The organism is Glutamicibacter soli, from assembly GCF_052322135.1.
In the GTDB taxonomy this organism is placed as follows: Bacteria; Actinomycetota; Actinomycetes; order Actinomycetales; family Micrococcaceae; genus Glutamicibacter; species Glutamicibacter soli.
In genome coordinates, this window is the sequence record NZ_CM125969.1 from 36,511 (window position 1) to 48,470 (window position 11,960).

An 11,960-nucleotide genomic window follows, 5' to 3' on the forward strand; every position below is an offset into this window, starting at 1 on the left:
TAGGACGTGATCCGCAACTCATGAGAGAGTTTGGGTATGAAGCAATTCGATACCCTCACCCTGTCCGTCCAGGACCATGCCCTGATCCTCACCATCGACCAGCCCAAGAGCCTGAACGCGCTGGCCCGCGAGGTGGTCAACGACCTCGAGGCGTTCCTCGACTGGTTTGAAACCACCGGCTACGAGTACCGCGGCCTGGTCATCACCGGCGCGGGGGAGAAATCCTTCGTCGCCGGGGCGAACATCGTGCAGATGAACTCCATGGACGAAGCGACCTTCCTGGCCTATGCCCGCCAGATGCACGTGGTCACCGAACGCTTCGAATCCCTGCAGGTCCCGGTCATCGCCGCGGTCAACGGCTTCGCCCTGGGCGGCGGCTGCGAACTCGCGCTGGCCTGCGACTTCATCTACGCTTCCGAGCGCGCCAGCTTCGGCCAGCCGGAGGTCAACCTGGGCCTGGTCCCGGGCTTCGGCGGCTCGGTGCGCCTGCCGCAGCGCGTGGGACGCGCCATGGCCCGCGAACTGATCTTCACCGGACGGCGCATCAAGGCCGACGAGGCGCTGCGCATCGGCCTGGCCAACCGCGTGACCGCGCCGGACGAGCTGCTCCCCGCGGCCATCGCGACCATCGCGGAGATCGCCGCCGTGTCGCCGACCGCCGTCACCATCGCCAAGCGCGCCATGGTGCAGATGGACGGGCTGGACACCCACGACGCCTTGGCCAAGGAAGCCGACGCCTTCATGAGCGCCTTCCACACCGAGGACTCGGTGGAAGGCCGGGCCGCCTTCGTGGAAAAGCGCGCGGCGAACTTCCCGGGCAAATAGGCATGCACTACGGCGCCCACCCCGACCAGTGGCTCCAGTACTACGAACCGGAGGCAGTCACCGCCCGCGGGGCCGTGATGATCATCCACGGCGGGTACTGGCGCGAAAAATACACCGCCAGCCTGGGTGCGCCGCTGGCCGCGGACCTGGCCGCGCGCGGCATCCCGGCCTACAACCTGGAATACCGCCGCGGCCCGGGCAGCGCCGCGCAGATGCTGGCCGACGCCAAGCTGGCCGTGGGGCTGATCAAGGAGGAAGGCCCCATCACGGTCATCGGGCATTCGGCCGGCAGCCAGCTGGGCTGCGTGCTCGCCGCCCATGACGAACGCATCACTCAGGTGATCAGCCAGGCCGGGCTGCTGGACCTGGGCCTGGCCCAAGCCCTGGCGCTCAGCGACGGGGCAGTGGACGAGCTGCTCGGCCCGCTGCCGCGCGCCGCCTACGACCCGGTGGAATTATGGCCGGTGCGCGCCCGTGTCATAATCTTTCATGGACGGGATGACGCGGACGTGCCGGTGAAGATCGCGCGGCGCGCCGCCCAGCGGGCCGCGGCCCTGGGGCAGGAACACGCCTTCACAATCTTCGAGGGCGACCACTACACCTGGATCGACCCGAGCAGCAGCCAGTGGGACGCCTGCGTGCGGGCGTTGTCCCCCGCGCACTATTAAAGGAGCAACATGAACCCGACCGTCATCGGCGAAGCGCTCGTCGATGTCCTGGCCTCAGGCATCGCCCCGGCCCAGGAATTCGTGGGCGGATCTCCGCTGAACGTGGCGGTTTCGCTGGCCCGGCTGGGCTACCCGGGCACCCTGATCTCCCGCTGGGGGGACGACGAGAACGGCCGCAAGATCGAGTCCTACCTGGCCGGCAACGACGTGCGCTACATCGGCGGCAAGGACAGCGAACCGACAGTGCTGGCTCACGGCATCCTGGACCCGGCCGGCGGGGCCAGCTTCACCTTCAACGCCTACTGGCAGATGCCGAAAATCGGCCCCGAGCTGCCGCAGGACACCGAGCTGGTGCACACCGGCTCCATCGCCACGCTGTTCAGCCCCGAGGAGCTGCTGCCGCTGCTCGCCGCGGCCCGCGCCCATGCGACCATCAGCTACGACCCGAACCTGCGCCCCTCGCTGGTCTCCAGCCACGCGCAGACCGTCGCCCAGGTGGAGCAGTTCGTCGGCCGGGCCGACGTGGTCCGCGTCTCCGGCATCGACCTGAAATGGCTCTACCCGATACGCTCGGTGCAGGATTCGGCCCGCGCCTGGCTGGCGCTGGGACCGGCGCTGATCGTGGCGACCTCCGGCTCGCGCGGCTCCTGGGGCGTGGTGCGCGCCGGCGACACCGCCCATGAATCCTCGGCCGTGGAGGTCGCGGACACCGTGGGCGCCGGCGACACGTTCACCGCGGCGCTGCTGTGCTGGCTGGCCGAGCACGGCACGCTCGGCGCGGCAAACCGCGCCAAGCTGGCGGACCTGCAGGTCGGCCAGCTGGCCCAGGCGCTGGACTTCGCCTCGCGCGCCGCTTCGGTGACGGTGCAGCGCGCAGGCGCCAACCCGCCGCGCCGCGAGGAGCTGTAGATGATCAAGCTGATTGCCTCGGACCTGGACGGAACCATCGTCAACCACGACGGAACGATCAGCGGCCGCACCCGGCAGGCGTTCCTCGCCGCCAGGGACGCTGGCATCCAGATCGTGTTCGTCACCGGGCGCCCGTTCCGCTGGCTGACCCCGGTGATCGAGTCCTTCGGGGAGATGGGAACCGTCATCTGCTCCAACGGGGCGCTGCTCTACGACCTGGAGCACGACCAGGTCATCTGGTCGCGCACGCTGCCGGTGGAAACCGCCAGGCAGGCCGCGCGCATCATCCTCGACCACGAGCCCCACGCGGCGTTCGCGGCGGAAACCACCAAGGGGCTGCACCTGGGCGAGGGCTTCGCCGACCGCCACCACAACTTCGGCGTGCAGGCTCCGCTGGACCTGTCCAGCGACGAGATCGAGGCCGAGGGCATCGTGAAGTTCCTGGCCCGCTCCCCGCGCATGGCGATGGACGACTTCTACGCCGCGGTCGCCCCGCAGCTGGGCAGCCTGCTCTCGGTGACCCACTCCGCCTTCGACGTCTCGCTGCTGGAGATGGCGCACGTGGACATCCACAAGGCCACCACGCTGGACGAATACTGCCGCCGGCTGGGCATCGGGGCCCACGAGGTGATGGCCTTCGGGGACATGCCCAACGACATCGAGATGCTGCAGTTCGCCGGCCACGGCTACGCCATGGCCTCCGGGCACCCGCTCACCCTGGCCTCGGCCCGCCACGTGGCCCCGCCGCTGGAAGAGGACGGCGTCGCCCAGGTCATCGAGGGCCTGCTGCCATGACCCGCGCCTTCACCCACCGCGGGGTGCGCACCGGGCTGGAGGAGAACACCCTGATTGCCTTCCAGCGGGCGGTGGAGCTGGGAATCGACCACCTGGAATCCGACGTGCATGCCTCCGCGGACGGCACCGTCTACCTGTTCCACGATCAGACCCTGGACCGGGTCACCGACGCCGCCGGGCGCTTCAACGACCACTCGGATGCGCAGCTGGCTCAGGTGCGCGCCGGGGGCCAGCCGCTGTGCACCCTCGAGACGCTGCTGGACGCCTTCCCGCACGCCCTGCTGAACCTGGACGTCAAGGACGATCACGTCATCGGCCCGCTGGCACAGCTCATCGAGCGGCGCCGGGCGCACGGCTCCATTGCGCTGGCGTCCTTCGACACCCGGCGCAGCGCCGCGGTCGCCGCGTTGCTCTCCAAGCCGGTGAGGCGCTCGCCGGGGCGGCGCCAGATGGTGCTGATCTGGCTGTGCGCGCACCTGTTCGGGCGTGTTCCGCGCCGGCTGGTCAGGGATTTCTGGGCCGTGCAGGTCCCGCTGAAACAGGGCGCCATCCCGGTGGCCACATCCCGCTTCGTGCGCGCGGTGCAGCGCGCCGGGGCGCAGGTGCACGTGTGGGTCGTCAACGACGAGCCGACCATGCGGCTGCTGGCCGCCCGCGGCGTCGACGCCATCATGAGCGACGACGCGGCGCTGCTGGTGAAGGTGCTCGGCGCGCAGGCCTAGGCCAGCGCGAGCGTATCCAGCACCAGCGCGGCATTCTCCTTGAGCTGCTCGTCCCCGGCGTCCAGCAGCAGGCGCAGCCAGGTTTCATGCTGCGACAGCGGAGCTACCAGGCAGGCCGGGGCCACCAGGTCGTAGAGGTCGTCCGCGCTGCCGTAGGCGGAGAACTCGTTCAGGTAGGCCGCCAGCGCGCGCATGACCCGCTCGTCCTCCAGGCTGCAGTTCCACGCCTCGCTCATTGCCGCCAGCGCGGCTGCCAGCGAGGAGAACGGGTGCGCCCAATGGGCCGCGCCCAGGTTCAGGATGCGTCCGTGCTCGCCCGGCTCGGCCGGGACCACGACCTGCGCCAAATCGAAGCCGCCGTGCTCCAGGCTCAACGGCACCGGACCGGCATGCAGGGCCTGGGCCGCGCGGGAGAGCGCGTCGACGTTGGCGACCAGCGCATCGGCGCGGGCGGGATCCAGGTACAGCGGGTGGGCGGGGTCCAGCGAGACGTGCAGCATCAGCGCCTGCTCGAACTGCTCGGGCAGGAACTGCGGATCCACCACGGTCACCCCGGCGTTGAAGAAATCCTCCTCGTGGCCCATGAGCGCCACCTGGAAGGAGCCGAGCGAGGCCAACGCCAGCTCCCAGTTCTCCACCGAATTGCCCAGCTCGATCAGGGTGTGCCCGAAGTCGGGGCTGAGCATGTACCCGGCCATGCGGTCGATCGCCAGCGGCATGACCACGCGGTCCGGCAGCAGTTCACCGGCCTTCACGGTCGCCGCCGCCTCGGCGGCCAGCCCCGGCGCGTTGGCGCTGAAGATCAGGTCGGCCGCGTCGGTCTGCACCAGCGCCGAGATCTGGTGCAGGCTGGCAGGCCAGAAGTCCGGGCCGCCAACCCGCGAAATGTTGTAGGCGCTGCACGCCTGGTCGATCCATTCGGCGGCAGCTTCACGCCAGTCTTCGCTATTCCACACATCTATCCACTGAGCCACGTTCTTAATCGTAGTATGCCGGGTCAAGTGCGCAATGAGTTGCTACCGTAGGAATCACGGCCAGCAATTCGCCCCCTCTGTCGAAGGATTTCGATCGTGAACGATTTTCGCCCCAGCTACCGGCACCGTGACTACAAGGCCGTCCTGTTCGACCTGGACGGCGTCCTGACGCCGACCGCGCTGCTGCACCGCTCGGCCTGGCACGAGCTCTTCTCCGGCTACCTCGCGGCCGAGCACCCCGAGCTGGACCCCTATACCGAGTCCGACTACTTCCGCCTGCTGGACGGGCGCCCCCGCTACGACGGGGTCGCGGCGCTGCTCGGTTCGCGCGGCATCGAGCTGCCCTGGGGAACCCCGGACGACGCGCCGGGCTACGGCAGTGTCTGCGCCCTGGGCAACATGAAGAACAGCGTGTTCACCGCCGTGCTGGAGCGCGACGGCATCGAACCCTATGCCGGGTCGCTGGCCTACCTGCGGCAGGTGCTGGCCGCGGGCCTGGACGTCGCGGTGGTTTCCTCCTCGCGCAACGCCAAGGCAGTGCTGGCAGGATCCGGCCTGGGCGAACTGATCCCCACGGTCATGGGAGGCACCGAGGCCGCCTCCCGCCAGCTGGCCGGGAAACCCGAGCCCGACACCTTCCTGGCCACCGCCCGCGACTTGGGCTGGCGCCCGGAGGAATGCGTGGTCATCGAGGACGCCTCCAGCGGGGTCAGTGCGGCCCGGCGCGGCGGCTTCATGGTGGTCGGCGTGGCCCGCGAGGACAACGAGGCCGACCTGATGGCCTCCGGCGCGCACTTCGTGGTCGGCGACTTGTCCGAGCTGGTCTCCGAGCAGGCGGCCGACGCCTGGGAATACGACCCGTGGTCCATCACCCGCGACGCCGGGCGCGACGAGAACGGGGCCCAGGACACCGTCTTCTCGCTGGGCAACGGCTTCCTGGGCTGCCGCTCCGCGCAGATCGGGCTGGGCGAGCAGGTCGGCGGGACCTTCATCAACGGGCTGCACGAGACCTGGCAGATCCGCCACGCGGAGGGCGCCTTCGGTCTGGCCGAGACCGGACAGACCATGATCAGCGCCCCGGACTTCCGCACCCTGCGCGTATTCATCAACGACGAGGCGCTGGAAATCGGGCGCACCGAAATGCTGCGCGACGACCTGCGGCTGGACTTCCGGGACGGCACGCTGGTGGCCACCAGCCTCTGGCGCACCGCCGAGGGGCACCGCGTCGCGGTCACCGCGCGCACCATGATCTCCTTCTCCGACCGGCACCTGGCCCTGCAGGACCTGCATGTGCGCTTGCTGGACGCCCCGGCCAACGTGATCGTGCAGTCTTCCTTGATCGGCTACCGCTCCCAGCGTGCGGTGGCCTCGCCAGGCGAGCTGGACGCCTCGGGGCCGGCCTTCGACCCGCGCCGCGCGGACGAGGCCAGCGTGAACCCGCTGAGCTCGGCAGGGCACCGCCGCGACGGGGCCCGCATGGGCATTTCCTATGACGTGGCCGGATCCGGCATGTCGGTAGCCGCCATGGTCGAGCACCAGGTCACCACCACCGGGGGCGGGGCACCACTGGTGGACCTCACCCGCACGGTGAACGAGGAACGCGCCGAAGAGGTGGCCACCGCCCGGCTGGATGCCGGCCAGGGGGTGCGCGTGGCGAAGTTCGCGGTCTTCCACTGCTCGCGGCGCCACCCCGCCGAAGAGATGCTGCAGCGCGCCAACCGCGCGCTGAACCACCTGGTGCCGCGCGGCATTGATGCGCACTTCCGGGCCCAGCGCGATTTCATGGCAGCCTACTGGGAGCGCAGCGATGTCGTGGTGGACAGCAAGGACAAGTCCCTGCAGCGCAAAATCCGCTGGAACCTGTTCCAGCTGGCCCAGGCTTCGGCCCGCGCGGACGGCATGGGAATCAGCGCCAAGGGGGTCAGCGGCAACGGCTACTCGGGGCACTACTTCTGGGACACCGAGATCTACGTCCTGCCGTTCCTGACGTACACCAACCAGCAATGGGCCCGGAACACGCTGCGCGCGCGTGTGGCGATGATCCCGGCGGCCAAACGCCGTGCGCGGATCATGAACGAGGACGGGTTGCTTTTCCCGTGGCGCACCATCAACGGCGAGGAAGCCAGCGCCTACTACCCGGCCGGCACCGCGCAATACCACATCAATGCGGACGTGGTGTATTCGATGAACCGGTACCTGACGGCGATGGAGGACGACGAATTCCTGATCGGCGGTGGCGCGGAGATCCTGGTGGGCACCGCACGCATGTGGTCTTCGTTGGGCTTCTGGCGTGGCAGCGGGGAGAACGAACGCTTCCACATCCATGGGGTGACCGGCCCGGATGAATATACCGCCGTGGTCAACGACAACCTCTATACCAATGTCATGGCGCGCTTCAACCTGCGTCGCAGCGCCCAGTTGCTCGGAGAGTTCGCGCAGCGCCATCCCAAGGCTTTCAAAGATTTGTCCAAGCGTCTGAATCTGCACCCAGAGGAGCTCTCCACTTGGGAACATGCAGCTTCATGCATACATATTCCGTATTCGGAAAGGGTGGGGATCCACCCGCAGGACGAGCATTTCTTGAACCGCGAGGTATGGGATCTGGAGAACACCGGCGCCGACAAGCGTCCGCTGCTGCTGCACTACCATCCCTTGGTGATCTACCGCTTCCAGGTCATCAAGCAGGCCGATACAGTGCTCGCCCTGTGGCTGCGCTCCAGCGATTTCACCGCGGAGCAGAAGCTCGCCGATTTCAACTACTACGACCCGCTCACCACGGGCGACTCGACCCTCTCTGCCACGGTGCAGTCGATCCTCGCCGCCGAGGTGGGATACCGCGATTTGGCGTGGGAATACTTCGAGCATGCGCTGAACGTGGACTTGGAGAACCTGCACGGCAATACGGCCGACGGGGTCCATGTCGCCTCCACCGGCGGGGTTTGGGCCGCACTGGTGTACGGCTTCGCCGGACTGCGGGACGACGACGACAGGCTCTGCTTCGATCCCCGGCTGCCGCAGGAGTGGAATTCCATGAGCTTCAGCCTGGCTTGGCACGGCACTCGCATCTACATCACGCTGCGCCAGCGGTCCATCGACTTCACGCTGCGCGGGCCGCATTCGCGTCCGGTCTGGGTGCGCGGCGAGCAGCTGGATCTGCCGGTGGACGAAACCGTCACGGTGCCGCTAGACGACCAGGGACCGTTGCGCGAGGGGCGTCCAACCTTGGACCACGTACTCTCGCTGCAGGCCGAGGCCGGAGCCGAGGTGCCGATCAAACCCTGGTAGCCGGGACTCAGGAATCCTGGCGCAGGTTGTTGCCCGCGGTCTCGCCGCCATCGATGGCGATCGAGGAACCGGAGACGAACCGGGACTCGTCGCTGGCCAGGTACAGCACCAGGGAGCTGATCTCCTCGACCTGCGCCGCACGCCCGGCCGGCACCTGGCCGAAACCGCGTTGGAGCCCGGCGGTCAGCGGCGTCTGCACGCTGCCCGGGTGGATCGAGTTCACGCGGATGCCGTCCGGGCCGAAGTCCAGCGCCGAGGTCTTGGTCAGCCCCTGTACCGCCCATTTGGAGGCCGAGTACGCCGCCCGGTTCTTGAATCCGGTCAGGCCGGCGATCGACGAGATGTTGATGATGGACGAGGTGTCCTGCTTGCGCAGTTCGGGTACCGCCGAGCGCATGCCGTAGAAGGTGCCGTTCAGGTCGATGTCAAGGGTGCGGTGCCAGTCGTCGAGGCTGGCGCTTTCCACTGAGCCGGGGGTGTAGATGCCCGCGTTGTTCACCAGCACGTCGAGGCGTCCGAAAGTTTCCACCGCGGTGCGCACCGCCAGTTCCCAGTCCTCCAAGCTGGTGACGTTCAACGGCGCGAAGACCGCCGCCTGGCGCCCGGTCTCCTTGTTGATCGACGCGGCAAGCTCGCGCCCGGCCTGCTCCTGCAGGTCGCCGATCACGACGCTCGCGCCATGGCTTGCCAGCACCCGGGCGTGCGATGCACCCATGCCTTGGGCGGCTCCCGAAATGAGGACTACTTTGCCGGCTGCGCGGCCGGCGGAAATCTGTGCATTCATGCGACTCAGGCTATGAGCCGGTGCGGCCAGCAGAACCCGATGTTCCGTTCAACGGTATATTCTTGAGGATCGCAGGCAGAGAGGCAGGTGCGTCATGGCGAACTCGCCATCTGGAGAATCGGTAATCCACCGCGTGGTGCGGATCCTGTCCGCCTTCGGCGAGGATTCCCCCGCCCTGGGCCTCCGGGAGCTCGCCCGCTCGGTCGACCTGCCGGTATCCACGGTCTACCGGCTGGTCAGCGAGCTGGAGCTGGAAGGGCTGCTGGTGCGCGATACCGCGGGCCGGCTGCGCCACGGGCACCGGCTGTGGGAGCTGGCCTCCCGCGGATCCCGGGCGTCCTCTTTGCGCGAAGCTGCCCTGCCGCCCATGGAAGACCTGATCAACCACGGGTTCAGCCACGTCTCGTTGGGCGTCCTGGAGGGCAACGACGTGCTCTACATCGAGCGCCTGGCGGCGGACGACGCCACCGTGAACATCACCAAGATCGCGGGGCGGTTGCCGGTGCACGGCTGCTCGGCCGGACTGGTGTTCATGGCCTATGCGCAGGAGGTGGTCCAGGAGATGTTCCTGTCCCGGCGGCTGGAAAAGCTGACCGAAGACACCGTCACCGAGCCGGAGAAGCTGCGTGCCATCCTGGCCGAGATCCGCGGCCGTGGCTACGTGAGCATGCGCGGCATCATCGTCCCTGAATCCAGCGGCATCTCGGTGCCGATCTTCACGGAGAAGAACCATGCGGTGGCCACCTTGTCGGCCATCGTGCCGCGCGGCGAGGAGTCGCTGAACCTGATTGTTCCGCACCTGAAAATCGCCTCCAGCGCCATCACCCGCCGGCTGGGCTATGAGCCCTCCGGGCGCGAGATCCAGCGCCGCAGTACGCCTGCTGCGTTCTAGGTGTTTCATTCAACGGAGCGCGGTGCTCCGTTGAATGAAACACCCCGCCCAGCCCTTGGTGTGACCCATGTCATGATCTTCTGCATCCCAGCAATGCACCTGATCGAAGGGGATCATTTCCATGCGCATCCTGAACCCGCAATCCCGGCAGCCGCTGCCCGGCTACGACGTCGTCGTCGTAGGCTCCGGAGCCGGCGCGCTGACCACCGCAGCCACCGCCGCGAAGGCCGGCCGCTCGGTCATCGTCCTGGAAAAGAGCGAGCTGCTCGGCGGCACCTCGGCGGTTTCCGGGGGCATGCTCTGGGTGGTCGACAACCACCATGCCCGCGAAGCGGGGATCGAGGATTCCAAGCAGGCCGGACGCGAGTACGTGCAGGCCGTAGCCCGCGGCCGCGGGCGCGCCGAATTGCTGGATGCGGCGCTGGACTACGGAGATGCGATGTTGCGATTCGCCGAAACAGAACTCGGCGTGAAATTCATCTTCCTGGACAACTTCCCCGACTACCGCCAGGACCTGCCCGGCGCGGTGTCCGGCGGACGCACCGTCGAACCGGAGCTGTTCAACTTCCGCGAAGCGCTCGGCGAGCTGGCCGCGCATGTGCGCACCGACGGCCGCCACCCCTACACCATGCAGGAATACGAGGACTGGGGCGCCTTCACCAAGTTCCCTTGGGAGGAACTGACCGCCCGGCAGGATGCCGGCGTCGCCGCCAAGGGCCACGCGCTGGTTTCCATGTTGCTCAAGGCCTGCCTGGACAACGGGGTCACCCTGGCCGTCGAGGCCTCCGTGGCCGGACTTGAAACCAGCGAAGGCCGCGTATCCGGCGTGCGCCTGCAGGACGGCACCCGCATCGAGGCCGCCCACGGCGTGATGCTGGGAACCGGCGGCTTCGAATGGGACAAGCCGTTGGCCGACTCGCTGCTGGCCTCCCGCCTGTACACCATGTGCTCCCCGCCCACGAACACCGGCGACGGGCTGAAGATGGCCCAGCGCATCGGCGCCATGACCCGCGGCACCCGCGAAGCCTGGTGGGCCCCGATGTCGGTCACCGGAACGCTGCGCGACGGCGAGCCGGTGGGATCCCTGCTGCGCTTCGAGCGCCAGGGCCCGGGATCCATCATGGTCAACCGCCACGGACAGCGCTTCGCCAACGAGGCGCAGAACTACAACGACCTGGCCCGCGTGCTGCAGTCCTGGGACTCGCCGAACAACCAGACGCTGAACACCCCTGCCCACGTCGTCTTCGACGAGTCGTACCTGCAGCGCTACGGCATCTTGGACTACCGCGCTGGCAAGCCGACCCCTGACTACCTGGTCCAGGCCGACACCCTGGAAGAGCTGGCAGTCAAGATCGGCGTCCCCGCCGGGAACCTGGCGGCCACCGTCGAGCGTTTCAACCAGCACGCGGTGCGCGGCGAGGACCCGGACTTCGGCCGCGGTTCCTCGGCCTACGACCGCTACTGGGGCGATGCCGGGAACCAGTGGCCCAACCCCTCGCTCGGCCCGTTGCAGTACGGACCGTACTACGCGATGGAGGTACTCAACGGCGCCTTCGGCACCTGCGGCGGCATCGGCACCGACGGCCGCGGCCAGGTGCTGGATGTTGACGGGATCCCGATTGAAGGACTGTACGCCGCCGGCAATACCGCCGAAAGCGCCTACTCCGCCGGATACCCTGGCGCCGGAGCGACCCTCGGGCCGCTGATGACCCTCGCCTACCTGGCTGGACGGGCCATCGCCGGCCAGCCGTCCGAGTACTCGGCGCAGAACCTGAGCGCGGTGGCCCTATGATCCGCCACATCGTGATGTTCCGCTTCTCCGAGGGATTCACCCCGCAGATCCGCGAACGCTGGATCGCCGGCCTGGAAGCCATGAAGGGCAACATCCCCGGCATGCTGGATCTGGTCCACGGGCCGGATGTCATGAAGACCGACCGCTCCTGGGACCACGTGATCGTCGCGGACTTCCGCAGTGCCGGCGACATCGCCGTCTACAACACCCACCCGCTGCACGAAGCGATCAAGCCGCTGTCCCTGCCGAATGTGCTGGACCTGGCTTACGTCGATTTCGAGCTGGATTCCTCGCTTCTCCCCTCGCACAGCTAA

11 protein-coding genes are annotated in these 11,960 nt (G+C 68.1%); 9 read left to right on the forward strand and 2 right to left on the reverse strand.

Annotation, left to right across the window (positions count from 1 at the left end; translation table 11 throughout):
- The first annotated feature begins 36 nt into the window (after window positions 1-36).
- From ACTX90_RS00205 to ACTX90_RS00225, 5 genes are read left to right on the forward strand one after another with little or no spacing between them, the layout of a single operon-like run.
- The gene (locus ACTX90_RS00205) at window positions 37-825 is read left to right on the forward strand and encodes an enoyl-CoA hydratase/isomerase family protein (RefSeq protein ID WP_047120597.1); all 789 of its coding nucleotides are present in this window, start codon (window positions 37-39) and stop codon (window positions 823-825) included.
- 2 nt (window positions 826-827) lie between these two features.
- Window positions 828-1,493 (forward strand): alpha/beta hydrolase, encoded by a 666-nt coding sequence (locus ACTX90_RS00210; protein WP_113607264.1) that lies wholly within the window; start codon window positions 828-830, stop codon window positions 1,491-1,493.
- 9 nt (window positions 1,494-1,502) lie between these two features.
- A complete protein-coding gene (locus ACTX90_RS00215) occupies window positions 1,503-2,402 on the forward strand; it encodes a carbohydrate kinase family protein (protein ID WP_443442668.1) in 900 nt (299 codons plus the stop codon).
- Window positions 2,403-3,197 carry a Cof-type HAD-IIB family hydrolase gene (locus ACTX90_RS00220; RefSeq protein WP_053797116.1) on the forward strand — a complete coding sequence of 265 codons (795 nt, stop codon included), beginning with the start codon at window positions 2,403-2,405 and terminating at the stop codon, window positions 3,195-3,197.
- A complete protein-coding gene (locus ACTX90_RS00225; protein WP_047120600.1) occupies window positions 3,194-3,919 on the forward strand; it encodes a glycerophosphodiester phosphodiesterase family protein in 726 nt (241 codons plus the stop codon). The genes ACTX90_RS00220 and ACTX90_RS00225 overlap by 4 nt, the downstream gene beginning before the upstream one ends.
- On the opposite strand, the gene ACTX90_RS00230 is transcribed toward ACTX90_RS00225, so the two are convergent.
- On the reverse strand, window positions 3,916-4,875 hold the full coding sequence (locus ACTX90_RS00230; protein WP_443442669.1) for a hypothetical protein: 960 nt from the start codon (window positions 4,873-4,875) through the stop codon (window positions 3,916-3,918). The genes ACTX90_RS00225 and ACTX90_RS00230 overlap by 4 nt on opposite strands.
- Window positions 4,876-4,989: 114 nt before the next feature.
- Here ACTX90_RS00230 and ACTX90_RS00235 point away from each other — a divergent pair, with 114 nt between their 5' ends.
- Entirely contained in the window at window positions 4,990-8,178 is a 3,189-nt protein-coding gene (locus tag ACTX90_RS00235) for an HAD-IA family hydrolase (RefSeq protein ID WP_052772563.1), read from the forward strand.
- 7 nt (window positions 8,179-8,185) lie between these two features.
- On the opposite strand, the gene chcB1 is transcribed toward ACTX90_RS00235, so the two are convergent.
- Window positions 8,186-8,962 (reverse strand): trans-4-hydroxycyclohexanecarboxylate dehydrogenase, encoded by a 777-nt coding sequence (chcB1, locus tag ACTX90_RS00240; protein WP_047120602.1) that lies wholly within the window; start codon window positions 8,960-8,962, stop codon window positions 8,186-8,188.
- Window positions 8,963-9,056: 94 nt separating this feature from the next.
- On the opposite strand from chcB1, the gene ACTX90_RS00245 reads away from it, so the two are divergent.
- The 3 genes from ACTX90_RS00245 to ACTX90_RS00255 all read left to right on the forward strand — a co-directional run bounded on the left by ACTX90_RS00245 (window position 9,057) and on the right by ACTX90_RS00255 (window position 11,960).
- Window positions 9,057-9,854, forward strand: coding sequence for an IclR family transcriptional regulator (locus ACTX90_RS00245; protein ID WP_047120603.1), 798 nt, complete (start codon window positions 9,057-9,059; stop codon window positions 9,852-9,854).
- Between the two features lie 121 nt (window positions 9,855-9,975).
- Window positions 9,976-11,646 carry a 4-oxocyclohexanecarboxylate 2-dehydrogenase gene (chcC1, locus tag ACTX90_RS00250; protein ID WP_443442670.1) on the forward strand — a complete coding sequence of 557 codons (1,671 nt, stop codon included), beginning with the start codon at window positions 9,976-9,978 and terminating at the stop codon, window positions 11,644-11,646.
- Window positions 11,643-11,960 carry a Dabb family protein gene (locus ACTX90_RS00255; RefSeq protein WP_047120605.1) on the forward strand — a complete coding sequence of 106 codons (318 nt, stop codon included), beginning with the start codon at window positions 11,643-11,645 and terminating at the stop codon, window positions 11,958-11,960. Before chcC1 ends, ACTX90_RS00255 begins: the two co-directional genes overlap by 4 nt.